This is a genomic window from Enterococcus sp. AZ196 (assembly GCF_050498845.1).
Taxonomy (GTDB): domain Bacteria; phylum Bacillota; class Bacilli; order Lactobacillales; family Enterococcaceae; genus Enterococcus_A; species Enterococcus_A murrayae.
Map to the genome: position 1 here is coordinate 1,168,107 of NZ_JBIPAM010000001.1, position 25,942 is coordinate 1,194,048.

Sequence of the window (25,942 nt, forward strand, 5' to 3'; positions counted from 1 at the left end):
CATGCTTTTCGTTTATATATGGCTTTTTTTACAAGCATCTTTTTTTCTTTTAAGGATCGTACTAGTTATACTGAATAGATAGAAAGTTCGATAAAGCGAAACCTAATTGCCAAAAAATAGGAGGTTCTATCATGTTAAATAAATTTTTTAAACTACTCGTCTGTATTATCGGGGTAGAATTGACTGGAGCGCTATCAGGCTTTTTTGCTGGTGACATTCCAAAGATTTATGCACAGTTAAATAAGCCATTATTGGCGCCGCCAGGTAACATTGTTGGAACTATTTGGATCATTCTCTATGCCTTGATTGGTTTAGCGTTGTTTCTAGTAATTGATAGTAAAGAAGCCAGAGGCAAAACGGTTTCTTATGTGCTATTCGGAATCCAACTAGTTCTAAACTTCATTTGGAGTATTATTTTCTTTGGCGGTTCTCATTTCTGGATTGCTTCTTTTATTAGTTTGACGCTTTTGATTACTATTGTTCTTAGTATTCGTGAATTCTACACTCTTTCAAAGAGTGCTGCACTCTGTTTTATTCCCTATTTCATTTGGATTGTTTATGCTACCTATCTTTCTTTTGGTTTAGCCATTCTAAACTAAGCACAGTTGAGAGACATCAAAACAGTTTTGATGTCTTTTTCTATTGAGCAAAATACTTTATCATTATCGCTGTTCCAGCTATACCATAATCCCCAGTACCATATTTTAATTGATATTCTTCTGTCAAAAATGTGTGCATAGATTTATTTGTTCTTTTGAAGCCGGCTTTTTCATAGGACTTGATTGCTCGTATATTTCTATTTGAAGGCGCTATTAGTAAAAGGTCAATTCTCATTTCTTCATGCAAATAATTACTCAAAGTACGAATCGCATCATTTCCATACCCCTTGCCGCAATTTGCCTCATCCTTCATCCAAATATCCAGTTCAGCTGAAAAAGAGTTTAGATGAAAGGCAGAATAGCTAATAAATCCAACAGCTTATCGATCGCTCTTGATCAGAAAGCCTCGTCCTCTTTCTGGATGAGCGCCAGTAAAATAATAGTCCTCGTAGTATTCTTCACAAAACTCCTGAAAGGTCGCAATAGCTTTCTCAGGATAATCAGGCGGGCCGCTATGCGACTTAGTTGTTTCAGATTGAAAGCACCATTCATAAATCTTTTGACGATCTGCTAGTTCAGCAGGAAGTAAATCGATTTTCTCCCCTTTGATTTTCACTTGTATCCCTTCTTTTTTACATTATTTATTCTTTTATTATACGTTATACCCAACTATTCTACTAACGCGATTTGACCGTCATTAATAAGAATTGCTATACTTTTAAGAATAGAGAACATTGAGGAAAAGGAGTCCCCCTTGAAGACAACTGTTGAAATAATCGAAACGACGAAAGAAGAAAGTGCCCTATTTGAGGTTCATGAGATAACTGACACTTTACAAAATATTCTATCCGTACTCAAAGAAGAAAAGCTTTTTTTAGTCGGTGAAGAAAATGGTGCTCACTACAAATTGCCCTTCTCCGAAATCCTTTATATCGAAGTAGTTGATAAAAAAAGCTTTATTTACACGCAGGACATGGTTTGCCAAAGTACTGAAAAACTTTATCAGCTTGAAGAAAAATTGCTTCCCCATGACTTTATTCGTGTAGGGAAATCTTTGCTTTTAAATATCAAGGCTATTCGAGCTGTATCGCCAACTCTAAGCGGTCGTTTTGAAGCTACTTTAATGAATAACGAGCGAGTTTCTGTATCTAGGAAATACGTTCCCGATTTAAAAAAAAGCTTAGGAATGAGGAAACGAATATGAGATTAGTCGAGTACCTAAAAAGTGTTTTTCGTTTGTCCTCCATGATTTTTACTCTGCTAGCAACAATAAACCTATTACTTAACAAACAAGTCCTATTTGAAATTATTGAGTATATGTTGGTGGTATCCGTGTTATCTGGACTACTGCGATTTATTATTGAAGACAATGAAAAATTCTCCAATCAACGCATTGTTATCAATCAATTAATTTATATTGGACTGATATTTTTACAAATTATTATAGGTGATATTTTGTACGGTTGGGAGCTAGGTTTTATTGGTCTGATGAAAAATTTCGGAATTACGTTGATAATTTACGTCTTTATAAAATTTTTTATTTACAGTAATGATAAAAAGGAAGCTGATGAGATTAATGAGTTAATCCAGCAAAAAAGAGAATCAGAATAATCGGATTCTCTTTTTTGCGTTTACTGAGCAACCACAATCAGACGAATGCTTTCATGGTCATAAGGTTTTCTGTCATAATCACCATAAATCTCAATACTTTCAAAACCAGCAGCCGTTAGTAATCTATGATAATCCTCATCTAAGATGATCTTATAAACGATATCATACTGATTACTCTCTGTTCTCTTAAGTGAGTGATACAAATCTAAAACATGAATCGTTTCACTCCCCTCTTTTTGCTCCTTAACAAATACTCTTGAAAAATCAGAGCGGTTCACCACAACCTCAATCGATGGCAAAGACAAAGTGTAGTGCGTCGTTCCTTGTGTCAGAATCAATACCCCTCCATCATTGATTCTGCTTTTCATAGATTTAAGAGCAGTAAGCAACTCATGCTCTGAGAGTAAATGCGGCAAAGCAGTTGTTAAACAGACCACAGCATCAAATTTTTCTTTGTATATTTTTTCTAAATACCTGAAGTCGCATTGAGCCAGAGGTATTTCCTTTTTCAATGCGGCTAAGTTCTTTGCCGCTACTTCAAGCATCGCCTCCGAATAATCTGATCCGACTACTTCTAAGCCCATTTCAGACATCATATATAAATGTTGTCCTGTGCCACAAGCACAATCTAATACCGTTCTCACTGGTTTTTCTGAGAATAATTGCTGAAAAAATACTTTTTCTGCTCCTAAATATTCTTCAATCCTGCCAAATTCATCATAATCATACGCAAATGTTCTGTACTTATCTTCCATCTCCTTCACCTCTCAATTTATTGCCTATATTATAGCAAAATAAAACTGATTAAGGACCAACTCTTCTGTTCGATCAAACAAATATCTATTTATTTTTCACCTTAGATGGAGTTAACGACCACTTAGAGAAATTGCATTGTTTCAATAAAAAAAGTTGATTATAGTGGATTTATCAAGAAAAAGTAAAGGAGCAACTACTATGAACGAACTTGTGAAAATCACAAATTTAACCAAAAAATATAGTCACCATGAAGTATTAAAATCTATTTCATTTTCAATCAAGGAAGGAGAGTTATTTTCCATCCTAGGTCCGAATGGTGCTGGGAAATCAACCTTGATTTCGTTGATCCTAGGACTAACGAAACCAGATACTGGCAAGATTCTTTTTGAAGGGAAGAAATTAGCCCCTCATTCTATCGAACACAAAACAATGATTTCAGTTGTTTTTCAAAATAGTATTCTAGACGAAGATTTATCTGTTAAAGAAAATTTATACATTCGTGCTCGCTTTTATACTAATAGCTGGAAAGAAGCCAAGCATTTGGCCAAAGAGAAACTGGCAGATGTACAAGGCAGCCACCTCATAAATAAACGCTATGGTGTTTTGTCAGGTGGAGAAAAAAGGAAAATCGATATCGCCCGCGCACTCCTCAACACCCCGAAGCTGATATTTCTTGATGAGCCTACTACTGGCTTGGACATCGGATCACGAGCAGATATGTGGCGCCTAATCCATCATTTGAAAGAGAAATATCTAATGACAATCGTACTGACTACACACTATATGGAAGAAGCTAGAGATTCCGATAATATTTTAATGTTGGGCGCAGGTGAGGTCATGGCTTATGCTCCTCCGGAGACTTTGAAAAGAAACTATCAATGCTTAACACTTGAGGATGTTTTTTTAACAATTATGGAAAAAGGGAGAGAGAATTATGAATGCACTAGTTTATAGAGGACTATTATTATTTTTTAAGAACAAACAGGCGGTGATTGGTTCTTTCGTTGGCGCAGTAATTATGATTATTTTGTACGTTTTTTTATTAGGAGATAGCCTAGTTGATTCACTATCCGTTCTTTCACAACCTAAATTAGTCGTTGATACTTGGATGTTTGCAGGAGTTATTGGGATCGCCTCAGCCAGTTCCACACTAGGATCCGTCAGTTTAATGATCCGAGACAAAGAGCGCAATGTCTATACTGATTTCATGATCTCGCCGATTTCAAAAGAGAGAATTATGTTAGGCTATTTTTTCAGCACTTTCTTAATCTCTTTATTGATCACTTTAGTGGTTATTGTCATTGCTGAAATTTATATCGTTGTTCTTTCAAAGGGAAAGCTATTGACTCTATCGCAATTTGGTTTGCTATTTTTTGTTAGTCTTTTAACTGTATTTTGTTCCTCCGCTTTTATGTTCTTTGTAGCCAGTTTTTTTAAACGAACCGATACTTTTTCTACCATGACATCTGTAATTGGTCCTTTGATCGGCTTCTTAACTGGCTGTTATGTTCCAATTGGTAGCTTGCCTGACAATGTCCAACGGGTTGTCGAATACTTTCCATTAACTAGTGGAATAGTGTTGATTAGACGTATTATGACAGAAAATGTGTTCACCACCGCAGACAAGCCAGCCATAAATACGATCAAAGAAGAATTGGGCATCGTGATGAACGGTCAAAACGATCTTTTTCTGCCTGTCGCAATCCTATTGATTTCAAGCGGACTGTTTTTAGCAATTGCTTTATGGAATGTTAAGCGTGTGGAAATAAAGCGATAACTATTATACTAAAAAAAGAGGCTGGGACATAAAGCCTAAGCTCAACTAAAAAACAGGGATCAAAATCGAAAAAGCGATTTTGATCCCTGTTTTTTTATGATTTGATTTCCCCGTATTGTTCTCATGTTGCCTATTAAGCATCAATTTCTTCATATTGACTGCCATTAAGGCGATCCCTACTTCATTTTTTACTTTGTCTTTTCCTCGAACGGAAAATCGCGTCCAATTCAAACAAGCCTTCAGATGACCAAAAGTTGATTCCACGTCAATCTTACGTTGGGCATAGATTGCACTGGTTTCTGGTGCTGAAAGCAAGTCTCGTTGTTGCGCTTTGAAATATTCTAATGACGGATTGACTTTGATTTTTCTTCGATAGCCGCCTGGTGTGAATGCCTCGGGTAGGTTCTTCTGATTCGCATCCTTTGTTTCGGCCACATATTCTTTGAAATCTCGTTCAAATCCGTAGTCGTCTATTTCTGTACGATAAGTGTTGAAGTTGAAGCGAACACCTTTAGGATCAATGTAGTAATCATCCGTTTCAAAATAGTCCCAGTTCATGACTTTCTTTTCGTCGGTTCGCCACTTCTTACTCTGTTCCTTGATCATTGTGCTATAAGGAATCAACGGCGTCTGTTGAGGAAGTTCATCCTCAAAGAAGCGATAATTACTTTCTGAACCATAGCCTGCATCCGCTACAATGTAAGGTGGTAAAGGCAGAAATTGCACCTGCAACGTTTCTAAAAAGGGTTGAAGGGTTCGAGTATCTGTAGGGTTCGCAAAAAGATCATACCCTAGTACATATTGATTGTTCGTAGCGATTTGAAGGTTATAGCCAGCTTTCAATTGCCCATTACGCATGTGGTCCTCTTTCATTCGCATGAATGTCGCATCTGTATCTGTCTTGGAATAGCTTTTGCGGTCACCTAAAATACGATACTGGTGCTCATATTTTTGAACACGCTCTTGATGGGAGCGGAAATGTTTGAGCTGAGCCTTTGGCAGTTTGCGTTTGGAGCGAAGCGACTTACGAACAGAACCGATAGGTTCTTGTTCAATTGCTTCGTCGTATTGCTCGACTGTTTCAGTCAAACGAGTAGCGAGCGCATGAATTTCCTCTTTTGACAATTCACCATCAGATTCCCGTTCAAGTGCTGGGATGATTTCCTGTTCGACGAGCGTTTGATAAGCTTCTAAGGATTTTTTTTCTAAATTTTTGTGGTTTTTCTCTAGGGCAGTTTTCCAAACAAAGGTGTATTTATTGGCCGCAGCTTCAATTTTTGTGCCATCAATAAAAATAGCTTCTTCGGTTATTTGATTCGTTTCTACCAAGTGCGAACGCAGTTGAACAAAACAAGTCTGAATCAGGGGCAACACTCGGGGATCGACTCTGAACCGATTGATTGTGCGATAACTAGGTTCGTGCCCTTGTGCGAGCCACATCATTCGAATACTATCTTTCATCAACTCATCAATCTTACGACCAGAGGTGACGGATTGCGTATAGGCACACAAAATTATCTTCAACATCATGCGCGGGTGAAAAGAGCTCGCCCCGCGATCGTGTTTGAAAGCCTCAAATTCTGAATCTGGGATGCTCTCAATAAAAGAATCGATGAGTCTAGCAATATCATTTTCCGGAATGACAAGTGTAAAATCTAGCGGTAAAACGACCTGATTTGTGTTATAATTTTTAAACATAAGAGAACCCTCCAGACTTTTTGTTTCGACGCTTTAAGTTTATCAGAGAGTTCTCTTTCTTTGTAGGGAAAATCAAAACCACCCGTGAAACGGGTGGTTTGCTCTTCGGCTGAAAGCCTCTATTACCGGCCTTGGCCTGAAAGGCCATCTGAAGGCTTCCTCCCGCACCACATCTACTCGCTGATTCTAAAAGAATCTCTCTTTATTTCTTCTTGTTTTTTTCTCCTGTAAATGGATCTACTTCTTCAAACAACGTTAACTGGTCCGCTACATGATCTTCTTTGAGTTGTTTACGAATGTATTCTGCTATCTGTTCCTTATTTCGACCAACCGTATCCACATAGTATCCGCGACACCAAAATTTACGATTCCCATATCGATATTTCAACTCCGCATGTCGATCGAATATCATTAAGCTGCTTTTTCCTTTTAAATATCCCATAAATTGAGCCACACTTAGCTTTGGTGGAATGCTGACAAGAAGATGAACGTGATCCTTACAAGCATTTGCTTCATGAATTTCTACCCCTTTTCTTTCGCAAAGCTTACGGATGATTGCTCCGATACTTTCTCTATATTTCCCATAAATGATTTGTCTACGATATTTTGGTGCAAATACAATATGATACTTACATCTCCATTTTGAGTGTGCTAAACTTTCTTTATCCTTCATCATAAGGATACCTCCTAAATTTGATTGTGATGCGGTCGGGAAACCATCATCAGTTTATCAATTTTGGGAGGCTTTTTTAATACCACGCTGGAAGCTCTCTGGAACCATAGGCATAGCCTATGGTTTTCAAAACATACAAATAAATAGGCATCAGAGAAAATCATCGATTTTCTCTGATGCCTATTTTTATGGAGCTGGATTTATGTCCCAGCCCCTTTTACGAGTTTGGATTAGTAAAGTTCTAAGTATTGATCGCGTTCCCATTCGGACACAGTTTGTCGGAAAGCTGCCCACTCCATACGTTTTGCTTCATTGAAATTAGTATAGATATGACTTCCTAAAGCATCAATCATCGTTTGATCTTTACGTAGTGCTTTGATCGCATTATGAATCGTAGAAGGCAAGTCATAAATTTCTGCTTCTTTACGTTCTTCTTCTGTCATCACGTAAATATTACGATCAACTGCCGCTGGTGGTGTCAATTCATTACGGATACCGTCTAAACCAGCTTCTAATAAAACAGCCATCGTCAAGTACGGATTTGCCGCTGGATCGACTGAACGCAGCTCTAAGCGTGTAGATAAACCACGCGATTCTGGAATACGAATCAATGGTGAGCGGTTGCGTCCACTCCAAGCCACATAAACTGGGGCTTCAAAACCAGGAACTAAGCGTTTATAAGAATTTACGATTGGATTACATACTGCCGTGTATGCACGTGCGTGTTTTAAAAGACCTGCCAAAAATTGATAAGCTGTTTTGCTTAATTTCATTGGACCATCTTCATCGTAAAATACATTGCCTTCATCGTTGAATAGCGACATATTGCAATGCATACCGGAACCGTTGATGCCGTATAACGGTTTTGGCATAAATGTTGCGTGAAGGCCATGCTTGCGAGCAATTGTTTTAACGACTAATTTGAAGGTTTGGATATTATCACAGGCTTCGATTGCGTCTGCATATTTAAAGTCGATTTCATGTTGTCCTGGAGCAACTTCGTGATGTGAAGCTTCTACTTCAAAGCCTAAGCTTTCAAGTTCTAACACGATGTCCCGACGACAATTTTCTCCTAAATCAGTTGGTGCAAAATCGAAGTATCCGCCTTTATCATTCAAATCCAATGTTGGATCGCCATTTTCGTTCATTTTGAATAAGAAAAATTCTGGTTCAGGACCTAAGTTGAATGATGTGAAGCCAAATTCATCCATTCCTTTTAATACGCGTTTTAAATTTCCGCGAGGATCTCCTGGGAATGGTGTGCCGTCTGGTCCATAAATATCACAGATTAAACGCCCCACTTTACCATGATCACTTTCCCATGGGAAAATCATCCAGGTAGACAAATCTGGGTACAAATACATATCACTTTCTTCAATACGGACAAAACCTTCAATAGATGAACCGTCGAACATCATTTTGTTATCTAGGACTTTTTCCATCTGACTTACTGGCACTTCAACGTTTTTGATAGTCCCCATAATATCTGTGAACATCAGACGTAAAAAGCGGACGTTCTCTTCCTCGACAATTCGTTTAATATCCTCTTTACTTAGATCTCTTTTCGGCATAATATCTAAATCCCTTCCTCGCACTTCATTTTTTTATATTCCACAATCACTAAAGCTTAGGGCCTTGCGATTGATATGGATTTTGTTGTTGGAAACCACCTTGTGTTAACATCTCATCATAAAAAATACGACGGACATCTTTATCAGTCAATGGCGGTTTCTCTTTAGCAGCTTTAACTTCTTCCTGACGCATTTGATAAACGCGCTTTATTCCTGCCATGTTCAGGCCATCAGATAAATAGTCTTTGATTTCTAGTAACACATCAATGTCGTTTAGAGAATACATCCTACGGTTACCTTCACTTCGTTCCGGGTGGATCAGTTCTTGCTCCTCATAGTACCGAATCTGTCGTGCAGTCAAATCCGTTAGCTTCATAACTGTACCAATTGGAAAAACAGCAAGCGAACGACGCAATTCTTTCTCCCGCATAATATCTCCTCCTTGTTTTTTGATGTTGAAAAAAGAATACCATCCGTTAGACCAATCGTCAAGAGATAATGTCACATTTTCTTACATAGCTTTTCCGAACGTTCGTTTTTTTGACCAAATGATTATTATATCAACGTTCTCAATGGATAAAAAATTGTTATACTGCAAAAAAAAGAAAGTAGCGATAAAGTTGCCTAAAATCAAAATTAGAGAAAATCGTTCAACTCAGACCTGAGTATTCAGTGAGGTATTTAATGGGGATTTTAAAAAGAGACTCCAAGGAGAACCGTACCTATCTTGTATATTTCAAACGCGATCATAAATTATATCTTTTTTGAAGATGAAATCGAACAGAAGAAAATTTGAAAAATTTCTATTTAAGAGGCATTTGAGATTTTTTAATAATCTCACGTTTTTCATCTATTTTAATCAAGCGCTCCCAACAGAAATTACTGCTTGTCCACCCTTTTATTGTGATTATGATTTCTCAAGACATATACTCGTCTTTTCGAAAATGAATAAATCAAGCCCATCTAAAGATATGCTTTTCAGTAGATGAATTAGCTGGTTAGCATTTCTTTATGTAGATAAAAAGCTGCCCTTCGCAAAGCGAAGAACAGCTCTAAAAAACTACAACTATTTTATTAGTCGGTTGCCCAAGGTTCGTTCAAAAATTACTTCTTTTTTTATGATTGATGATAAACTTCATTCACAGCATTGGTTACTGCAACTTTAACATGCTCAAAAGTCAAACCGCCTTGAAGATATAAAGAGTAGGGCTCTCTTAATGGTCCATCCGCACTTAGTTCAATACTTGCTCCTTGAATAAACGTCCCAGCAGCCATTATGATATCGTCTTCATACCCTGCCATATAAGATGGGATAGGGGCAACATAGGCGTCAATTGGCGAATATTTTTGAATCGCCTGACAGAACTGAATCATTTTCTCACAATCACGAAAATCGATCAACTGAATTAGATCCGTCCGCGGCTGATTCCATTTAGGTGTTGATTCCAAATTATATTCTGCTAACAGTGCAGCAGAATACACGGCTCCTTGAATCGCCTGGCTCACTACATGAGGTGCTAAGAAAAAGCCCTGAAGCATGTCAAAGACACTTCCGAGCATTGCTCCGCCCTCTGCTCCAACTCCGGGAGTGGTTAGGCGATACGCACATCGTTCAATCAACTCTTGCTTTCCAGCGATATAACCGCCTGTTTTCGCAATTCCGCCCCCAGGATTTTTAATCAACGAACCAGCCATTAAATCTGCTCCGACTTGTGTCGGTTCTAACAATTCAGCAAACTCGCCATAACAGTTATCCACAAAAATCACGACATCCGGTGCGATACTTTTAACAAAATCACACATTTCTTTGATTTTTTCAATCGTGAACGACGGCCGGGAAGCATAACCCCGTGAACGTTGAATGGCAACTACCTTCGTATTGCTGTTTATCTTTTTTTTGACACCATCAAAATTAATATTGCCGTCTGCTAAAAGTTCGACTTCATCATATCCGATGTTGTACTCCTTAAATGATCCTATTCCGTTGCCTTGTACACCAATTACTTCTAGTAATGTATCATAAGGTGTACCTGTGATATAAAGCAGCTCATCTCCTGGTCGTAACACACCAAACAATGACGTAGCGATTGCATGAGTTCCTGAAACGATTTGTGGTCGAACTAGGGCTGCTTCTGCACCAAGCGTTTGGGAATAAACAGCTTCTAAAACATCCCGCCCTTGATCGTCATTCCCATATCCTGTTGACGGCAGAAAATGGCTTTCTGAAACGTGATTCTCCCGAAAAGCTTTCAATACTTTGGCTTGATTTGACAAAGCAATTTCTCGTATTTCTTGCAGCCGTCCAGCTATCTGTTGATCGACTTTATCTATTTTTTCAACCAGCTCGGGTGCTAGCTCAGTTGTCCAACTCATCTTCCATTCTCCTAATCCAAAGAGATTTTTTCTTAGCAAATCCCCGCACATTGTATTGTTCCTTTTCCTCATCAAAGCTTTCGCTTAAGACCAATGTCTCACGTTTCATCTCGCTCAAAGCCTGTCCTTCGTTTGCGTTCAAAGTCAGCATATAAGGCTCTAGTAAATTCATTATTTCTCTTTTGATAGCATCAGCTAATAAATCTTTTCCTCTATTTGTTTTTGCAGAAATTAGAACACTAGGAAATAAGGTCGGTGCAAAGGTAACTTCATCAATCCGATCCGCTTTATTGTAAATCGTGAGCATTGGAATATCATCCATCCCAAGATCTTTTAATAAATCAATAACGGTTTTTTCTTGTTGCTGCCGATCTTCGGCACTAGCATCTACGATATGCAGCAAAAGGTCCATCCCTTTACTCTCTTCCAAAGTCGATTGAAAAGCGTCGACTAATTGTGTAGGTAAGTCCTGAATAAAACCAACTGTATCTGTAATCGTGGTCTCCATTCCCTGCGGTAAATGCCAACGTTTTGTTAAAGGATCCAAAGTAGCGAACAATTGATCTTCAGAATACGTATCAGCATTCGTTAATAAATTTAAAATCGTTGACTTGCCTGCATTTGTATATCCAATCAGACCCATTTGGAAAATACTGGACTGCTGCCGTTTTTGACGACTTCGCTCACGATGAGCTTCAACTTCCTTTAGCTCCTTTTTGATTGCAGAGATACGGCGACGAATGTGACGCCGATCGGTTTCTAGCTTTGTTTCCCCAGGTCCGCGAGTCCCGATTCCTCCACCAAGCCGAGATAAGCTTTGTCCCTGGCCTACCAAACGTGGTAATAAATAATCTAATTGAGCAAGTTCAACTTGCAGCTTGCCTTCTTTTGAACGAGCACGTTGAGCAAAGATATCTAAAATTAATTGGATCCGATCAATTACCGGAACACCAACCAGTGATTCGATCGTCTGGCTTTGGCGTGGTGACAGGGAATGGTTGAAAATAACAAGGTCCGCTTCATGCGCGTCAACTAGCTGCGTGAGTTCTTCTATTTTCCCTTTACCAATGATTGTTTGACGATCAACTTTGGGTCGCTTTTGTGTTAATGAAAAAACAATTTCGCCATGAGCCGTCTTGGTTAGTCCGGCCAACTCATGCATCGATTCTAAATAATTATATTTACTCTCGTCTGTCTCGACGCCGACTAAAATGACTCTTTCTGACAATCTGTTTCCTCCTAAATTTCTATTCTATGATGTACTAATTCCTTTATAATGGCACTTTATCAATTAAACATCCTCAATTGAAAGTGTCGCTTTATCTTCTGCTAGCCACTTGGCTATGGTTGCTTCGATCTCTAAAATTGTATCTGGTTGCTGAACTAGATCATACCAATGGACGGACATACGATTACGAAACCAAGTCAATTGGCGTTTAGCATAGCGACGCGAATGTAATTTTATTTCTTCCAATGCCGATTCCAACGAGGTTTTCCCAGAAAAATAAGGAAATAGTTCTTTATAGCCGATTCCTTGAGCAGCTTGCACTTCAGGGGTTTTAGCCAATTTTTTAGCTTCCTCTAGCAAGCCCTGTTCAACCATTAAGTCAACACGCTCATTGATCCGCTGATACAAAATCGCTCGATCCGTGTTTAAACCGACTATAAAACTGTCATAAAGCTTTTGAGGCTGTTCCTTTGGTTCGAGAATAGAGTGCCCTGTTGTCTCAAAAACCTCTAACGCTCGAATCACTTTTTTACGATTGTTGTAATGAATCTTCTTCGCAGCCAGAGAATCTGCGGCTTGCAGTTTTTGCCACAATGCTTCATTCCCATTATTATCTGCAAAAGCTTCATATTTAATCCGGAGTGTATTATCTATAGCTTCTCCTTCGCTACCAAGCTTATAATCCCACAATAAGGATTGGATATATAAACCAGTCCCCCCCACGACGATTGGTACTTTACCTCTGCGACTGATTTCCTCAATTGTTCTTCTAGCCGTTTTCTGAAAATCCGCAGCAGAATAATTTTCATCAACATTCTTCACGTCGATCAAATGATGGGCAATCCCAGCCATTTCACTCGGAGTCACTTTAGCAGTTCCGATATCTAACCCACGATATACTTGCATAGAATCTCCGCTAATAATCTCTCCATTGAACTTTTTTGCCAAGTCAATACTCAAGCTTGTCTTACCAACCGCAGTTGGTCCAACGATTGTTATTACCTTCATTGTTTGAACCTGCTTCTTGTACGGATGGCTTTTTCCGGAAAATCGGTAATTATACCGGCCAAATTATTTTCATAACAAGTCATCATGGTTTCGTAAAGATTGGGTGTCCAAGGTCGAATAGCTTTTTCATAATTCTTAACAATCTCAGGATGCTGTTTTACCCAATCATAGCTCGGATGCAAGCCCTCAATAAAGTCCGTCTCTAAGACAGTCTGATATTTTTCCAGATCATTTTTCTGAATCAAATCATATTGTATATCCGGCTCGTACTCATGCATGATTCGCAAAGAGTCAATATTAAAACTCGTGTACCAATACGTGAATGGCCACTCCTTACTTGTCATGACTTTCGATATTTTTTCTTCAATTCCTGGGTAATGAAATTTATTCGTCTTAATTTCAATACATAAGAAGCCACGAAAACGCATCTGCAGCAATAAATTCAGAACTTCCTGCAGTGTCGATATTTTAGTCGCCTGATATTTTTCATCAAACCAGCTGCCGGCATCCAGTTCTTTGATTTCTTTTAATGTTAACTCTCGAATCAGCCCTTTGCCATCAGTTGTGCGATCAACACTTTCATCATGAATAACGACTAACTGCTGGTCGGCTGTTAGATGAACATCCAATTCGATGCCATCCGTACCAGTCCGTACCGCCTCCATGAATGCCGGCAATGTGTTCTCAGGATGAGTGCCTGCACTCCCACGATGAGCAATAATAACTGTCATCCAATACCACCTCGTTCATAATCTATTAAATGAATTAGTTTTAAATCTTTCCACGTCCACTTGTAAAACGCTATTGTACATTGAAATAACGTAAAGGCTGTTTAGTCGAGCGAGCTAACTGCTGTTTCTTTTCATCTAGTATCTCTAAAAGCTGCTCAGAGAAAGTCTCCATGACAATCCGTCCGCCCTTATAAGTATAACCGCCGATCTTAACGGTTTCCTCGGGAGATAAAATAACTTTTCGGTGAGAGATATTTTTGAAAAACTCTTCGATTAAATAATTTGGCAAGTAAAAATTATTTTGAGCAGCAAAAGAATTTAAATAAATGAAATCATCAATCGTAATGTAACAGTCATCGAACGAATTAAACGTCACATAATCTTGCATTAAAACATTTCGTTTGGATAAAATCTCATTCACTTTTTTGTTTAAAAGATTGATTGTTTCAATTTCTTTAACCTGATGCTCCAATTCTCTTTCACGTTGATGGCGCAAGTCGATATACTTAAAAACAAAATAAACGGCAAGACCTGTCAATCCTGCTCCAATCAATACACCAATTAGTCCAATAAATGCGATTTCCACGTTTTTTCCTCCTAATTCATACTTATGGAATTATTCCTTACAAAAGTAAACTGATTCTCAACACGTCTATCATCCCACTGAAGAATTTATAAAAATGCGGCAATCTGACATCCTGTTATCATCGGTATTAATAGTACCATATTTTCATGTTTCTAGGATAGTTTGACCCGTTTAAAAAAACGGAGCCTTCTATTTGACCAAAACTGACCAACGTTGTATACTTTCTTTAAGTTTTAGCAATCTAACCTCGTTTGTGCTAAAATAATTTACGAACAATATTTTAAGGAGGATTCACTATGAATTTAGTTCCTACAGTCATTGAACAATCATCTCGTGGCGAACGTGCTTACGACATTTATTCTCGTTTATTAAAAGATCGCATCATTATGCTGAGTGGTCAAGTGAACGACGATATGGCGAACACCATCATCGCCCAATTATTATTCTTGGATGCCCAAGATTCTGAAAAAGATATTTATCTTTACATCAACTCTCCAGGCGGTAGCGTTTCTGCTGGCTTAGCAATTTTCGATACTATGAACTTTGTAAAAGCTGATGTACAAACTATTGTACTTGGTATGGCCGCTTCAATGGGAAGCTTCCTACTGACAGCTGGCGCTAAGGGCAAAAGGTTTGCATTGCCAAATGCTGAGATCATGATTCACCAACCACTAGGTGGTGCACAGGGACAAGCTACTGAAATCGAAATTGCCGCACGTCACATTTTAAAAACGCGTGAACGTTTGAACAACATTTTGTCTGAACGTACTGGTCAACCGATCGAAGTAATCGAACGCGACACCGATCGTGATAACTTCATGACGGCCGAAGAAGCAAAAGCTTATGGTCTGATCGATGAAGTGATGGAAAATAGCAGCTCTTTAAGCTAAACGACAAGAAACCGAGGAAAATTCCTCGGTTTTTAATTTTGTTTGACTCGCTATTTTCTTATAGGCCAACTTCATCAATGATCAAGAAAATAACGATACGATCTTTTGCCATTGAACGTCGTGTGATGACAAGCGTATTGCAAATGCATTCTGTTTGAAGACAATCACCGCAGAGACCTTTTTTGATGCATGGTGTTTTCTGTAATCCTAAACGGTGAGCATTTAATGGGGCCGTATTTTTTCTTACCATTTCTACTGTCGCAGTTAAATCTCCATAAACTTTTCGCATACTGACAAAGGCCAGTACTTTATCTGGACCATAGGTCAGAGCAGCCACACGATTTCCTACGCTATCGATATTTACTAGCTCCCCCTCTTCAGTGATTCCGTTAATACTCGTTAAAAAATAATCAGAAAGCAATGCTTGTTTCATCACTTGATGTCGCTCTTCTGGTGATTTTGTTCTTTCTCGATCAATGATCTTTTGCCCTCTTTTGTATAGCTCTTCAATTACACCAGATTGCTCTACAGTAATCGAACCGCCAAAACCCACTGATTTATCAGGATCAATGATCTTCATCGCCTGTTCTCTCGCTTCCAACAGGTTCTGACAAATAATTGGCTGAAAATTCCGCCGTTCCAACTTTTTGCTTAATGTTGATGCCGCCGCAACATAACGTTTTCTTTGATAATCTTCCATTAGCTAACTCCTTAGTCAAATAGTTATCTTTTTAATTATACGTTCAAAATTCACATACTTACTCATTTCCCAAAAAAGAGATTCTTACTTCCTTCTCTATTTTCAATTATTTAAGTTCGATTCGCAATAACAAGTTTAGCTTGAGCACAAAAAGTGCCCAAGAAGAATATCTTAGGCATTGTTAGTTTTTTTAGTTGAACGAGCTCTGAGTGCTGCCAGTTCTTTGATATCCTGTAAGATATCTTGATCCGTTACTTCAAAAGAGATTGATTTTCCTAGTTTGCTGGACTTGGCATTCTGATACTTATTTTTAGTATACTCACAACACATTGATATCAACGCATTGGCATCATCTAATTCTTTCGCACTGAAGGAAACCATCGCAACGAAATATCCTTGCTTTGGATACACTGTGCACAACGCTTTGCCGTTCTTCTTGAACTTTATATTCCATCCTTTCCAATAGCCCTCTCCCATTGAACAACCGCTATAAGCACGCTTAGGTTTCACAGCATAGGTCTGTATTAAATACTCCGATAATTCTTGCCATAATGGATTTGAAATAAAGTCTGAAATTTGTCGGTCTGTCGGTTCGATATCCACATGGAATAATTCATACCATTGCATAGTAGCACCCGCTTTCTTCTTTAGTGACTATTCATTTTAGCTGACAACGTAGTTTTATGCTTGTTCTCCAATGCTCTTTTCAAAAAAATCATCCAAGATAAACTTGGATGATTTTCTTCTACTCTTTTTGAGAATAGCCATTTTGATAATCAATCTTAATACCATCTTGGACATTGTAAATGAAGAGATTAAATGATATCTCATCATCTTCGATACTTTGTCCCTCCATTTGGACACCGCGAGCAACCAATTCATTTCCTTTAAAATAAGGCGTTACGCGATAACGTACATGGTGGTTCGTTTTACGAATGTAATTCCCAATTTCAATCTCATGGTCATTCATTCCTGGATCATTTAATGACGCCGTACCAGTCATCAAATTTTTCAAATTGTTGTTCTCTCCTGAAAATTGAAAAGCAATCAAATGGGCGCGGTTAAACAATGGCTCATCATTATAAAATTTTTGATGCCAGCCTGTTGGTTTGACATATAAACGTTCACGTTCTTGATGCGGCATCAAATCTTTGCCTAACATGGCGTTGGCAACCCCAACTCGATTCAGCTGGTCCAATTCTGAAAAGCGCGTCCAGGTACCTTCATTTAATGAAAGGTCCTCCTCAGAAAAGCTCGGCTGGTTATGGTTCAATTGGATTGTTTGATGCTTGCCATCATACTCTGGTACTTCTGAAACTTGACTTACATTAATTTTCTTTACTGAATTAGTCGACTCTTCATGTGATCCTATTTGTGAATAAATTCCATAAATCCCTGCCAAGACTACTACGATTGCAGAAAGGACTTTTGGCATCTGTTTTTTTGCTGCGATGGTCATTCAACTCCTAATTCCTTTTTTCCATCACACTGATCCCATTATTTCGTCTGCTGCCAAATCTCCTTGATTGCCGGAACATTACCAAGCTCTGTTAGATTACTTGGCATGATCACCGTATTACCATTATTTTCAACCACATGTTTGAAGGCTTCAATTCCTAGATAGGCGATCATTTCATCAGTCAAATTACTTTCTGCAATAGCTTTATTGATCTCCTTGATACGGGCTGTTTCAGCTTCCGTAATTTTTGCGATACGATCAGCTTCCGCAGCTGCATCGATTCTAGTGCGGTCCGCTCGAGCATCGGCATCGATTTTTGTTTGTCTTGCTCGCGCTTCAGCATCAATCTGCATCTCAGAAGATTTTGCTTCTGACTCTAATATTACTGATTGTTTTTTCCCTTCAGAAATCGTGATCAAAGATTCCTTGTCCCGACTAGCTGTGATCAATTTATTCATGGAATTGACGATTTCATCAGAAACTGATATTTCCCCGATATTGATCCGATCAATAGACAACCCATATCCAGCTGTAATATCTTTCACGCTTTCATAAAGATTCACATTGATTTCCTCGGTACCATTCAATACTTCATTCAATTCCATTTTACCGATAATACCGCGCAGATTTGACTGACAATCTTGGATCATTGATGTGACAGAATCCTCATTATCATACACAAAAGCCCTAGCATCTGTCACGTGATACTTGATCGCTTCATCGATTTCGACGATTACATTGTCTCGAGTGATCACGCTTTGCGGTTCAATTTGGATTGGTGTTTGTTTTAAAGAGACACGACGACGAACTACATATAAAATCGGAATTAAAAAATGCAGCCCCGGATCCAGTGTCTTCACATATTTACCAAAACTTTCGACAACTTTGACCTCTCCTTGCTGAACGATCACGACCAATTGGCTGATGATAAATAGAAGCACAACAACCACAATTACTAATAAGATGATATTAAATATTAACAATATAATTCACATCACTTTCTTCAAGATTATTATTGATGACGACTAACAATTCCCGACTGGTAAAGTCGATGACCTCCAGCATATCTTCAGGCTTCGGCTGCCCGTTGATCACTTTGTAGTCATACCAACTACCCAAAATTCGAATGAGCCCAGTAATACTTGACCCTTTACTGCGAAAACACTTCCCCATCGTTTTCTGCATTTGATAATCCAATACAAACTCCCTCCCTTATTATCAGTATACCAAAACATTCATATACAAAATTACTCTTATTTCATATTGCTTTACACATTTCCCCTATTTTTTTAAACTAAAAAAGAAATGGGGGATAACAAATGAAAGCAATTCAAAAACAACAGTGGGGCCTTTTGATCATTCCATTAGAATTATTGATCGGTGCCCACTTATTCCGTTTAAGTAAAAATCCCAAAGTCACTTTACTTGCCTCAACAGCGCTAGTTTTAATCGGTGCTTTGCTTATGATTTGGTTATTTCACGATTTTTTAAAAGAACAATGGCATCATTATCGACAAAAGCTTTTTCTTAGATTACTAGTGAGTATTATTTTAGTTGTCGGTGCTTTTTTGATACTGCAGGCTGCACGTCGAATGCTTCCTAGCGAACTTCTTCAGCTTCGCACCCCTACAGGTGACTCCTTACAAATACTTAGTCCCAGCTGGACAGTGCTAGCTGCCGTTATTCCTTTTATTGCTCCTTTTACTGAGGAACTGACCTTTCGCTATTTACTATTAGGGCAATTTTCTAGTAAAACCTGGCGCATGATGATGTTTTTTGTCCAAAGTATTCTATTTGGTTTGATTCATTGGAACAATTTCAACGGCAATGTATATGCAATGATCCCTTACATGGTATTAGGTCTATATTTGGGAGGAATCTATTTGCTCTCAGGCAATATTTGGAGCTCGATCATCGTTCACTGGATGCTAAATACTATGAACTCAATGCTGCCGGCACTCTTACTACTGTTCCTAAAGTTTTTTAGAATCACTCCTGACCTCTCCTCATAGAAGCTTTTTACTCCAACAATTGCAAGTACAAAAAGAAGAGATAGGCACTCACTGAGGAGACGAGCAGCAAGCAGCCACTAAAAGCAACTTTATCTAACAGAATTTCCGTGTTCAAATCAGAATAGTTACTCTTACTAATCACTGTTACCAACAATCCGAAAAGGAAAAACGGTTCCCTTATCTCCTCAGCTGTTTACCTCTCTACTACACCCAAATCGGCTCGGGATTTCAGCAGGTAAACGAGAATAGAAACGTATTTTCAAACCATAAAGCAGCACAGAGAAAAACATATGGCTTCGTTTCACCCACCGATAAATTCCTTCAAAAATCATTTCCTCTCCTCCTTCTTTTATTATTAGCTCATAGTATATTCCTTGAAATATAGGAACTCTAGTAAATGTCAAATGAGAAAGAACGATTTTATGACACGAATAAATCTCTTCATTAAAGTAAGCACCTCAGTTTGAGTTCACTATATTTGAAAATATCCTTTTTTGCATAATCCGCTTTCAAAGCAACGCAAAAAAACCAACGCTCAGCCACAAACGTTGGTTTAATCAGGATAAATTACCCTAAGTGAAGGTTTCCCCTCACATCACCCCTAGCATACATCAATCACTGTTTGAATAGCAAGGGGGCAGTAGAAAGAAAAGTATTAAATACTAAAAACACGGCTGCTTGTTGGTAGAAAGCAGTCGTGTTTCTAAAGAGAAGCGGGTGACGAGAATCGAACTCGCGACGGAAGCTTGGGAAGCTTCTGTTTTATCTTGCATGCTCTAGAAACAGCATAGCATCAAGGAAAACTGACACATAGAGGGAAATCTCTTTAGATATTTCTTTAGATTCAACAAAATTTCTCATCTAGCTTGGGGCGCTATACATAGTTTCACTTACACTCACAGACCTTTTCACAGACCACCAACGCCGATTTACATATCAATTCTACGTCAATTTATTTATTCCACAATTCTTCTGTCTGTATAACTTTATGATCGCTATTTCTGATTGTATATTTTGCATAGGGGTTATCGGGATATGATGCATTACCATCATAAACTATTAATTCAGTCGTATCTCCATTTTTTACGAACTCATCATAACTACCACCAGCACCGCCTATGTTACTCCAGTGAAGGAGCATTCTGTTACCACTATTTTCTCTCAAGCTCCAACAACTTCTATCGTAATTTTCCCAAATAAAATTTTCTCCAATTTCATTTGAAGCATTTTGATACGTATCTTCATAAAATTGAATAGCTTCGTCCATAGAAGACCACGTATTACTATTTTGAACTGGTTGATTAACGGGCTTATCATTCACAATGTTTTGAAAACCAGAATTTAGGTCGTTATTATCTGTTCGTTTGAAATGCAAGGCTCCATCTGGCATCCCTTGATTTTGCATCGAAACTAGAACAACGGGTTGATTATTATAAAAGCCAAAAAAGTAAACATGCTTCGCAGCATACGGCGCAGTTTCAGCATCCGAATATACCGAGACGATACTATAATCAGCCGACGATCGACCATCACTAGACCATTCAGCAGATACAATCTGTTCGTTTACTGCTATAGGTTGTTTTTTATCGCTGCCTAATAACTTTACTCCATAAAAATCAACATTGTGATTCGGTTGGTATTCTTTATATGACTGACCCATCGTATTTCCCCAACTTTTCATAAAGTTTTGAAGTTTACTTGCTTTGTCAATATTCCAAATAGACCCTGCTTTCTCACTGTTACTCTCACTTGCTTTCTCTGAAGATGATATAGAAGTATCGTCATTTTTAATTTTTGAACTTTCTTCAACGATCTTACTTTTTTCTTTCTTTTCATCCTTTAAATATGATTCTGATACCTTTACAGAGCTACTTTCCGGCTTTGCCTTATTTCCAGCCTTACACCCAACAAAACTAACTAAGCAAATACAAATTCCTACACCCAAAACTACTTTTTTCATGTGATTCCTCCTTATATTCCATTTTTCATTTGTACTTAGTATATCAAAAAAAACATTGTGGATTCTAAAATACACAAAATGATTATTTTTAAGGCGTATCTTTTGGATTTATCACAAATAGGGAATATAATTAATTTGTAGTTAAGGAAGATTGATTAACAGAATAGTTACCAAGGTGCTAGAAAAATAGCACCACTGACCGCCTTCTCTCTCTCATATTGCATGGCGGTCTTTTTTGTTCAACCATTTTATTGTACAATAGTTATGAGCTAGGTGAAATATTCCTTACTTTAATCAAACCGACTTATCATTTTCACCTAGCTCATCGACCGCCTTCTGATCCGTCGGCGGTCTTTTTTTATGGGTCAATCAGATGTATAATGCTTATTGTGAGTTAGTTCCTATAAATACCCCATAATAAATCCTTACTAACTCATTGGTCACTATTACCCGATAGTGACCTCACCTATTGATAACTACATGACAGAATGATAGAATATCTTTTCGAAATGTATTCTTTTATAGATTTAGACCGCTGCGGAAACAGTGGTCTATTTTTTATTGATTTATAAGCACTATAATTCTATACTGTCTATGGGCGCAATTAATTCTTTTTCAGAGAATTTTTTCCGATTTGACTGCTGTTTTTAACAGTAGTCTTTTTTTAATTGAAAAGCCCATTTCACAATGATAATTTAATATTAACTTGTTACATTTGGAGTCTGCTGCGGAAACAGTAGGCTCTTTTTTAGGTCAAGTTGATTCCATCATAGCCCAGCGCAAAATTGCGCTCGTTGGTTTTTTCAGCCAAGCCAAAAATGGATTTGGCAATTTATCCCCATGGAGTTATCTCCCTCAACAAACCGCAAACAAAAAAGGCAGCCGAATTTCTGGCCACCCTTCTGTATTTATTCAACGACTACATTCGTTGCGATCGTTCCTTTTTCATTCTCACTGATCACATAAACAACGGATTGGCCAACTTCTAACGATCGATACCCTTCACCTACAATATCAGACCAATGAACAAAAATATCTTGTCCATCCTCTCCAGTAATAAAGCCGTAGCCTCGTTCCGTATGAAACCATTTCACTATACCTTTTTGCATGTCTATATTCTCCGTTCTTATTTATTAATTCTGTTCACTTGTTCGCTCACTACATAAGCAAAACCAAAAGAGTGGATGTTTGAAGTGAGGTAGTCAACACTAGGGTGTTTCCCATCATCGTAGCGTCTAAACTCGCTGAGATCGTCATACAGCTGATTTATAAACTCTTGCTCATCTGATTGATATCCTTGCTTCAATTCGAGCACGCGATCAACAGCAGACCTTAAATCACTTTCGTACTTCTCTTTCAATGCCGCATCGTTCTGATCAATTAGTTCCCTTTTAGCCTTATCAAGCTGATCTTTCATATCCTTTGCATTATTTTCAATAATTTGACGATACTCAGCCGAATTTTTTGAGACAGCTTCTTTTAATTGATCGATCTCACCTTTAATAGCAAAGGCTTCTCGGGAATTCCCATCGATTGATGCAAGTTCTTGCTCTGCTGCCATCAAGGCTGCTTTAAGAGATTTCTCTACGCTTTGATTTGATTGGAATTTCGCCTTTTGCTGTTCCATTAATTGCTTTGTTCGTTCAAAGTTCATTTTTATTTACTCTCCTTTGTTGATACATCTTTTAAAAATGCAGCTTTCATTTGTTCATCTACACTCTGATCCTTGTCCGTACCATTCTCTTCTGCTTCTTGAATAAAGGCTTGCTCCAGGTCTTCGTTAATTACTCCAGCAAGTACCAATTCATGCAGCTTGCCTTTTAAAATTTCATATCTAGTCATCATAAATTCCTTCTTCCAGTTATTTTTTATTTGGTTTTTTTTTGTGTAATTTACATGGTTTCGTTCCGAATTTTAGGCTTATTTTTTGTCATTGTCTCTCCTCATTTACTGGTACACGCTCGAATCCTAGTGACTTCAAATGACTAGCTTCTTGCTCACTATCTGAAGATCCGAACTTCTTCGCATCGCATTCTTCACCAAGAACATATTTTTCTTTTCTCGTGCCTCGCTCCACAATGTCAACCAAATACAAGTTCCTATTGATCCGATAAACAAAGTAAAGGGCGATTTCGTCTAAAACTTCTTGCATGGCTGCTTTTAAATTCTCTTGTGCTTGTTTCCGCAGTTCTTTAAATTGAATTGCAGATACGTGATACTTTGAAGCTAACAAGCCATTTTTTACAGGCTTCACGGAGGTCATATAGCCGTTTTTTCTATCTACCGTGCAAGGCTTTGCGTTCTTATAATAAACGTCAGACAGTAAGTTTAAATCACTCTGAGACAAGCGCTTCATTCCATGAAAGAAAATCGTTGCATTCTCTAATTCGATGGGATCAAGTACCTCCCTAGCGGCCTCATAATATTTCCATTTCCTCAAAAAGTATTCCGGTCGTATATTGTCATAAAACAAAAAAATCACACATCCTATCTACGTTGTCGTCTACATCTTCATTCAATACCGTGTATTCATCCTCTAGCGACTCGATTCCTTGTCTAAAGCAAAGAGCGGATTCTATCTCATTGATTTCACTCAGAACGCTGTCAATCAAATTCTGAGGACATGTAACTGTTGTATCTGATAAGAAGTGGGTTATTAGTGTTTCTCGCTCTGTCGGATCCAATGTGGTCAGAAAAGAGGAAAAATGTTTTTCCCTGAATCGATACCGTTCTATGCGATGATCAATCAAGTCCATTTTTAGCAGTAACTTTTCTACTTCTCGATCAGGTCGAAAACCAGCAACACCGATTCCAAGTTTTGTAAATTCGATGTGCGTCGACATGTTTCGTAAATAGAATTCTTGATGGACTCTTTTTCTGTATTGCAGCAGTGATCTAAAGATTGTCGGAAAAGAGAGATAGTTTTTTATCACGATTTCATCGAATGGATCCAAAATATATCACTCCTTTTTTTATGGTATCCGTTTTGTCTTGTTTCCCCGTATTTGTACTTTTTTGTCAGGTCTTTTTCAGAAGTGCATGGCGGCGTTACAACATTCATACACTATTTTTGTACATTACACTTTGTCTATCTTTTTATGGTGCCCGAAAACTCCGGAAATCTCTTATTTGATCGTCTTTTTTTTTAGGACGGAAGAAACGGAAGTTTTCCCTCTTTTTTATGGGTGCCGAAAGTGCCGGAAATGAACTCTTTTTTATGGTGTCGGAAATGTCGGGATACTTTAGTATTCTTTAGGAGTAAAATTCTTCTAGAAACCTTCGTCAATGCCGTCAGAAAAAGGATTTCAAGTATTCTCTTACCTTCTAAAGTTTTTTTACAACAAAAAGAGGACACAAGACCTCTCCAATTATGGATAGAAGTCTCATGTCCTCTGGTTTTCCAGTCAGACTATTTAAATTTTTGTGATGCCGTTGTTTCGGTACGGATCACTTTGCCATCTTGTACGATTACTTTTACTGATCCGTGTTGTGGCAGTTCTACAGTGACCGCTTTCTTATCCGTATCTATATACAGTTTATCCATTATTCCACCTCTTATCAAGATTTTTTCATCATGCGCAACTTTTACTTTTCCTAACCACCTATACGTGAAAAAAATGAGGTTTTGTCAGGTTTTTGGATTCTAAAGGTTAACAATTGCGATCTTGGCAAAGCCATCTATTATTTCTTTTTCAACTTTCGGAGTTTTCTGGTAAGTCGTTTCTCCGCCCGGCGTGCATCAAGCCATTCCTCTGTTGCAGGTTTCTCTACTCGTTCTTTCATGTAAGTTCCACCCATAAATCCATTTTTCTGCCGCTTTGTTTTTCCCATCATTCTATCGCTCCTTCTTTTTAGATAATAAATATTCTCGTTTTTCCTTATGAAGCTTGTTTATTTTTTCTTTTTCGCGCTGGATATATTTTTCTGTCGATTCTCTCACCGTTTGACTTCGTGTATTGTTTTGGATCTCGCGTAACTTGCGCAGTTCCTTATTGTGATATGCAAGCAAAGCGTTAACTTTTTGTTCATTCATAAAAGGCCCTCATTTTTTCTGTGTTGTCTATATAGATGATAGTTACCGTTACAATTACAGTCCTGAATGAATCGTCCCATGCGGAGCTTGAATTGCAGGATTCTATCTCCATATAAGGAACCTCTTTCAAAAATTTAGCTATCTTTGGTTCAACAAGGCTCGCTGGCCCTGAAATCACTTTTACTTTTCTCATACTAATCTCCATTTCTGTCGTGCTAACACGGAATTGTTTTAAATTCTCGTGCAATTGTGTGTTACAGTTTGAAATTGTGACCTA

General features: G+C 38.1%; 34 protein-coding genes. 7 read left to right on the plus strand and 27 right to left on the minus strand.

The annotated features are described in order from the left end of the window. The first annotated feature begins 131 nt into the window (after nt 1-131). Nucleotides 132-599, plus strand: coding sequence for a TspO/MBR family protein (locus IGI67_RS05695; RefSeq protein WP_207106696.1), 468 nt, complete (start codon nt 132-134; stop codon nt 597-599). A gap of 40 nt (nt 600-639) precedes the next feature. On the opposite strand, the gene IGI67_RS05700 is transcribed toward IGI67_RS05695, so the two are convergent. After that, the gene (locus IGI67_RS05700) at nt 640-966 is read right to left on the minus strand and encodes a GNAT family N-acetyltransferase (RefSeq protein WP_429958612.1); all 327 of its coding nucleotides are present in this window, start codon (nt 964-966) and stop codon (nt 640-642) included. 12 nt (nt 967-978) lie between these two features. Further along, complete coding sequence (locus IGI67_RS05705; RefSeq protein WP_429957057.1) at nt 979-1,215, minus strand: hypothetical protein; 237 nt, start codon at nt 1,213-1,215, stop codon at nt 979-981. Nucleotides 1,216-1,353: 138 nt separating this feature from the next. Between IGI67_RS05705 and IGI67_RS05710 the strand changes: the two genes are divergently transcribed. Both IGI67_RS05710 and IGI67_RS05715 read left to right on the plus strand, forming a co-directional pair. Further along, nucleotides 1,354-1,803, plus strand: coding sequence for a LytTR family DNA-binding domain-containing protein (locus tag IGI67_RS05710; RefSeq protein WP_207106695.1), 450 nt, complete (start codon nt 1,354-1,356; stop codon nt 1,801-1,803). Continuing rightward, the gene (locus IGI67_RS05715; RefSeq protein ID WP_207106694.1) at nt 1,800-2,210 is read left to right on the plus strand and encodes a DUF3021 family protein; all 411 of its coding nucleotides are present in this window, start codon (nt 1,800-1,802) and stop codon (nt 2,208-2,210) included. The genes IGI67_RS05710 and IGI67_RS05715 overlap by 4 nt, the downstream gene beginning before the upstream one ends. A 20-nt stretch (nt 2,211-2,230) precedes the next feature. On the opposite strand, the gene IGI67_RS05720 is transcribed toward IGI67_RS05715, so the two are convergent. Further along, the gene (locus tag IGI67_RS05720; RefSeq protein ID WP_429957058.1) at nt 2,231-2,965 is read right to left on the minus strand and encodes a class I SAM-dependent methyltransferase; all 735 of its coding nucleotides are present in this window, start codon (nt 2,963-2,965) and stop codon (nt 2,231-2,233) included. Nucleotides 2,966-3,164: 199 nt separating this feature from the next. Between IGI67_RS05720 and IGI67_RS05725 the strand changes: the two genes are divergently transcribed. Together IGI67_RS05725 and IGI67_RS05730 are read left to right on the plus strand one after the other, a co-directional pair. Continuing rightward, on the plus strand, nt 3,165-3,920 hold the full coding sequence (locus tag IGI67_RS05725; RefSeq protein ID WP_429957059.1) for an ABC transporter ATP-binding protein: 756 nt from the start codon (nt 3,165-3,167) through the stop codon (nt 3,918-3,920). Next, nucleotides 3,901-4,743 carry an ABC transporter permease gene (locus IGI67_RS05730; RefSeq protein WP_429957060.1) on the plus strand — a complete coding sequence of 281 codons (843 nt, stop codon included), beginning with the start codon at nt 3,901-3,903 and terminating at the stop codon, nt 4,741-4,743. The genes IGI67_RS05725 and IGI67_RS05730 overlap by 20 nt, the downstream gene beginning before the upstream one ends. Before the next feature lie 45 nt (nt 4,744-4,788). On the opposite strand, the gene IGI67_RS05735 is transcribed toward IGI67_RS05730, so the two are convergent. The 9 genes from IGI67_RS05735 to IGI67_RS05775 form a co-directional block, all read right to left on the minus strand. Next, nucleotides 4,789-6,441 (minus strand): IS1182 family transposase, encoded by a 1,653-nt coding sequence (locus tag IGI67_RS05735; RefSeq protein ID WP_429956783.1) that lies wholly within the window; start codon nt 6,439-6,441, stop codon nt 4,789-4,791. 202 nt (nt 6,442-6,643) lie between these two features. Beyond that, complete coding sequence (tnpA, locus tag IGI67_RS05740) at nt 6,644-7,117, minus strand: IS200/IS605 family transposase (protein WP_429956784.1); 474 nt, start codon at nt 7,115-7,117, stop codon at nt 6,644-6,646. Nucleotides 7,118-7,344: 227 nt separating this feature from the next. After that, nucleotides 7,345-8,685, minus strand: coding sequence for a type I glutamate--ammonia ligase (gene glnA, locus IGI67_RS05745; protein ID WP_429957061.1), 1,341 nt, complete (start codon nt 8,683-8,685; stop codon nt 7,345-7,347). 49 nt (nt 8,686-8,734) lie between these two features. Beyond that, nucleotides 8,735-9,115, minus strand: a complete 381-nt coding sequence (locus IGI67_RS05750) for a MerR family transcriptional regulator (protein ID WP_010744471.1) — start codon at nt 9,113-9,115, stop codon at nt 8,735-8,737. A 686-nt stretch (nt 9,116-9,801) separates the two neighbouring features. Then, complete coding sequence (locus tag IGI67_RS05755) at nt 9,802-11,058, minus strand: aminotransferase class I/II-fold pyridoxal phosphate-dependent enzyme (protein ID WP_429957062.1); 1,257 nt, start codon at nt 11,056-11,058, stop codon at nt 9,802-9,804. Further along, nucleotides 11,042-12,286: a GTPase HflX gene (hflX, locus tag IGI67_RS05760; RefSeq protein WP_207106688.1), complete on the minus strand. Its 1,245-nt coding sequence runs from the start codon at nt 12,284-12,286 to the stop codon at nt 11,042-11,044. The genes IGI67_RS05755 and hflX overlap by 17 nt, the downstream gene beginning before the upstream one ends. A gap of 63 nt (nt 12,287-12,349) precedes the next feature. Continuing rightward, nucleotides 12,350-13,294, minus strand: a complete 945-nt coding sequence (miaA, locus tag IGI67_RS05765; protein ID WP_429957063.1) for a tRNA (adenosine(37)-N6)-dimethylallyltransferase MiaA — start codon at nt 13,292-13,294, stop codon at nt 12,350-12,352. Then, nucleotides 13,291-14,025: a glycerophosphodiester phosphodiesterase gene (locus tag IGI67_RS05770; RefSeq protein WP_207106686.1), complete on the minus strand. Its 735-nt coding sequence runs from the start codon at nt 14,023-14,025 to the stop codon at nt 13,291-13,293. Before IGI67_RS05770 ends, miaA begins: the two co-directional genes overlap by 4 nt. Before the next feature lie 70 nt (nt 14,026-14,095). Next, nucleotides 14,096-14,611: a hypothetical protein gene (locus IGI67_RS05775; protein ID WP_207106685.1), complete on the minus strand. Its 516-nt coding sequence runs from the start codon at nt 14,609-14,611 to the stop codon at nt 14,096-14,098. Between the two features lie 296 nt (nt 14,612-14,907). On the opposite strand from IGI67_RS05775, the gene clpP reads away from it, so the two are divergent. Continuing rightward, on the plus strand, nt 14,908-15,501 hold the full coding sequence (gene clpP, locus IGI67_RS05780; RefSeq protein ID WP_088932181.1) for an ATP-dependent Clp endopeptidase proteolytic subunit ClpP: 594 nt from the start codon (nt 14,908-14,910) through the stop codon (nt 15,499-15,501). Nucleotides 15,502-15,559: 58 nt separating this feature from the next. On the opposite strand, the gene IGI67_RS05785 is transcribed toward clpP, so the two are convergent. The 5 genes from IGI67_RS05785 to IGI67_RS05805 form a co-directional block, all read right to left on the minus strand. Then, complete coding sequence (locus tag IGI67_RS05785; protein ID WP_429957064.1) at nt 15,560-16,201, minus strand: lactate utilization protein; 642 nt, start codon at nt 16,199-16,201, stop codon at nt 15,560-15,562. 171 nt (nt 16,202-16,372) lie between these two features. Next, on the minus strand, nt 16,373-16,828 hold the full coding sequence (locus IGI67_RS05790; RefSeq protein ID WP_429957065.1) for a DUF3788 domain-containing protein: 456 nt from the start codon (nt 16,826-16,828) through the stop codon (nt 16,373-16,375). A gap of 118 nt (nt 16,829-16,946) precedes the next feature. Beyond that, nucleotides 16,947-17,660, minus strand: a complete 714-nt coding sequence (locus tag IGI67_RS05795) for a DNA/RNA non-specific endonuclease (RefSeq protein ID WP_429957066.1) — start codon at nt 17,658-17,660, stop codon at nt 16,947-16,949. A 38-nt stretch (nt 17,661-17,698) separates the two neighbouring features. Beyond that, complete coding sequence (locus tag IGI67_RS05800) at nt 17,699-18,643, minus strand: SPFH domain-containing protein (protein WP_429957067.1); 945 nt, start codon at nt 18,641-18,643, stop codon at nt 17,699-17,701. Next, on the minus strand, nt 18,630-18,845 hold the full coding sequence (locus IGI67_RS05805; protein ID WP_207106754.1) for a hypothetical protein: 216 nt from the start codon (nt 18,843-18,845) through the stop codon (nt 18,630-18,632). The genes IGI67_RS05800 and IGI67_RS05805 overlap by 14 nt, the downstream gene beginning before the upstream one ends. 134 nt (nt 18,846-18,979) lie before the next feature. Here IGI67_RS05805 and IGI67_RS05810 point away from each other — a divergent pair, with 134 nt between their 5' ends. Continuing rightward, entirely contained in the window at nt 18,980-19,672 is a 693-nt protein-coding gene (locus IGI67_RS05810; RefSeq protein WP_429957068.1) for a CPBP family intramembrane glutamic endopeptidase, read from the plus strand. A gap of 952 nt (nt 19,673-20,624) precedes the next feature. Here IGI67_RS05810 and IGI67_RS05815 read toward each other — a convergent pair. The 10 genes from IGI67_RS05815 to IGI67_RS05860 all read right to left on the minus strand — a co-directional run bounded on the left by IGI67_RS05815 (nt 20,625) and on the right by IGI67_RS05860 (nt 25,858). Next, a complete protein-coding gene (locus tag IGI67_RS05815; protein ID WP_429957069.1) occupies nt 20,625-21,632 on the minus strand; it encodes a DUF4767 domain-containing protein in 1,008 nt (335 codons plus the stop codon). A gap of 908 nt (nt 21,633-22,540) precedes the next feature. Then, nucleotides 22,541-22,741: a cold-shock protein gene (locus IGI67_RS05820; protein WP_429957070.1), complete on the minus strand. Its 201-nt coding sequence runs from the start codon at nt 22,739-22,741 to the stop codon at nt 22,541-22,543. A gap of 17 nt (nt 22,742-22,758) precedes the next feature. Further along, nucleotides 22,759-23,286 (minus strand): hypothetical protein, encoded by a 528-nt coding sequence (locus IGI67_RS05825; RefSeq protein WP_429957071.1) that lies wholly within the window; start codon nt 23,284-23,286, stop codon nt 22,759-22,761. Between the two features lie 2 nt (nt 23,287-23,288). After that, nucleotides 23,289-23,474, minus strand: coding sequence for a hypothetical protein (locus tag IGI67_RS05830; protein ID WP_429957072.1), 186 nt, complete (start codon nt 23,472-23,474; stop codon nt 23,289-23,291). Between the two features lie 88 nt (nt 23,475-23,562). Beyond that, nucleotides 23,563-24,072, minus strand: a complete 510-nt coding sequence (locus tag IGI67_RS05835) for a hypothetical protein (protein ID WP_429957073.1) — start codon at nt 24,070-24,072, stop codon at nt 23,563-23,565. 22 nt (nt 24,073-24,094) lie between these two features. Beyond that, nucleotides 24,095-24,586 carry a hypothetical protein gene (locus IGI67_RS05840; RefSeq protein WP_429957074.1) on the minus strand — a complete coding sequence of 164 codons (492 nt, stop codon included), beginning with the start codon at nt 24,584-24,586 and terminating at the stop codon, nt 24,095-24,097. A 455-nt stretch (nt 24,587-25,041) separates the two neighbouring features. Next, a complete protein-coding gene (locus IGI67_RS05845; protein ID WP_429957075.1) occupies nt 25,042-25,176 on the minus strand; it encodes a DUF2292 domain-containing protein in 135 nt (44 codons plus the stop codon). 137 nt (nt 25,177-25,313) lie between these two features. Beyond that, nucleotides 25,314-25,466, minus strand: coding sequence for a hypothetical protein (locus IGI67_RS05850; RefSeq protein ID WP_429957076.1), 153 nt, complete (start codon nt 25,464-25,466; stop codon nt 25,314-25,316). 1 nt (nt 25,467) lies between these two features. Continuing rightward, nucleotides 25,468-25,665, minus strand: coding sequence for a hypothetical protein (locus tag IGI67_RS05855; RefSeq protein WP_429957077.1), 198 nt, complete (start codon nt 25,663-25,665; stop codon nt 25,468-25,470). Continuing rightward, nucleotides 25,658-25,858 (minus strand): hypothetical protein, encoded by a 201-nt coding sequence (locus IGI67_RS05860; protein WP_429957078.1) that lies wholly within the window; start codon nt 25,856-25,858, stop codon nt 25,658-25,660. Before IGI67_RS05860 ends, IGI67_RS05855 begins: the two co-directional genes overlap by 8 nt. Nucleotides 25,859-25,942: the final 84 nt, after the last annotated feature.

Coding starts and splice junctions, on each gene's coding strand:
- miaA (WP_429957063.1), bottom strand. CDS start 13,294: ATGAAGGTAATAACAATCGTTGGACCAACTGCGGTTGGTAAGACAAGC.
- IGI67_RS05815 (WP_429957069.1), bottom strand. CDS start 21,632: ATGAAAAAAGTAGTTTTGGGTGTAGGAATTTGTATTTGCTTAGTTAGT.
- IGI67_RS05855 (WP_429957077.1), bottom strand. CDS start 25,665: ATGAATGAACAAAAAGTTAACGCTTTGCTTGCATATCACAATAAGGAA.
- clpP (WP_088932181.1), top strand. CDS start 14,908: ATGAATTTAGTTCCTACAGTCATTGAACAATCATCTCGTGGCGAACGT.
- glnA (WP_429957061.1), bottom strand. CDS start 8,685: ATGCCGAAAAGAGATCTAAGTAAAGAGGATATTAAACGAATTGTCGAG.
- IGI67_RS05730 (WP_429957060.1), top strand. CDS start 3,901: ATGAATGCACTAGTTTATAGAGGACTATTATTATTTTTTAAGAACAAA.
- IGI67_RS05735 (WP_429956783.1), bottom strand. CDS start 6,441: ATGTTTAAAAATTATAACACAAATCAGGTCGTTTTACCGCTAGATTTT.
- IGI67_RS05830 (WP_429957072.1), bottom strand. CDS start 23,474: ATGACTAGATATGAAATTTTAAAAGGCAAGCTGCATGAATTGGTACTT.
- IGI67_RS05725 (WP_429957059.1), top strand. CDS start 3,165: ATGAACGAACTTGTGAAAATCACAAATTTAACCAAAAAATATAGTCAC.
- IGI67_RS05785 (WP_429957064.1), bottom strand. CDS start 16,201: ATGGAAGATTATCAAAGAAAACGTTATGTTGCGGCGGCATCAACATTA.
- IGI67_RS05805 (WP_207106754.1), bottom strand. CDS start 18,845: ATGCAGAAAACGATGGGGAAGTGTTTTCGCAGTAAAGGGTCAAGTATT.
- IGI67_RS05810 (WP_429957068.1), top strand. CDS start 18,980: ATGAAAGCAATTCAAAAACAACAGTGGGGCCTTTTGATCATTCCATTA.
- IGI67_RS05720 (WP_429957058.1), bottom strand. CDS start 2,965: ATGGAAGATAAGTACAGAACATTTGCGTATGATTATGATGAATTTGGC.
- IGI67_RS05845 (WP_429957075.1), bottom strand. CDS start 25,176: ATGGATAAACTGTATATAGATACGGATAAGAAAGCGGTCACTGTAGAA.
- IGI67_RS05850 (WP_429957076.1), bottom strand. CDS start 25,466: ATGATGGGAAAAACAAAGCGGCAGAAAAATGGATTTATGGGTGGAACT.
- IGI67_RS05770 (WP_207106686.1), bottom strand. CDS start 14,025: ATGACAGTTATTATTGCTCATCGTGGGAGTGCAGGCACTCATCCTGAG.
- IGI67_RS05755 (WP_429957062.1), bottom strand. CDS start 11,058: ATGAGTTGGACAACTGAGCTAGCACCCGAGCTGGTTGAAAAAATAGAT.
- tnpA (WP_429956784.1), bottom strand. CDS start 7,117: ATGATGAAGGATAAAGAAAGTTTAGCACACTCAAAATGGAGATGTAAG.
- IGI67_RS05695 (WP_207106696.1), top strand. CDS start 132: ATGTTAAATAAATTTTTTAAACTACTCGTCTGTATTATCGGGGTAGAA.
- IGI67_RS05825 (WP_429957071.1), bottom strand. CDS start 23,286: ATGAACTTTGAACGAACAAAGCAATTAATGGAACAGCAAAAGGCGAAA.
- IGI67_RS05795 (WP_429957066.1), bottom strand. CDS start 17,660: ATGACCATCGCAGCAAAAAAACAGATGCCAAAAGTCCTTTCTGCAATC.
- IGI67_RS05820 (WP_429957070.1), bottom strand. CDS start 22,741: ATGCAAAAAGGTATAGTGAAATGGTTTCATACGGAACGAGGCTACGGC.
- IGI67_RS05715 (WP_207106694.1), top strand. CDS start 1,800: ATGAGATTAGTCGAGTACCTAAAAAGTGTTTTTCGTTTGTCCTCCATG.
- IGI67_RS05790 (WP_429957065.1), bottom strand. CDS start 16,828: ATGCAATGGTATGAATTATTCCATGTGGATATCGAACCGACAGACCGA.
- IGI67_RS05750 (WP_010744471.1), bottom strand. CDS start 9,115: ATGCGGGAGAAAGAATTGCGTCGTTCGCTTGCTGTTTTTCCAATTGGT.
- IGI67_RS05860 (WP_429957078.1), bottom strand. CDS start 25,858: ATGAGAAAAGTAAAAGTGATTTCAGGGCCAGCGAGCCTTGTTGAACCA.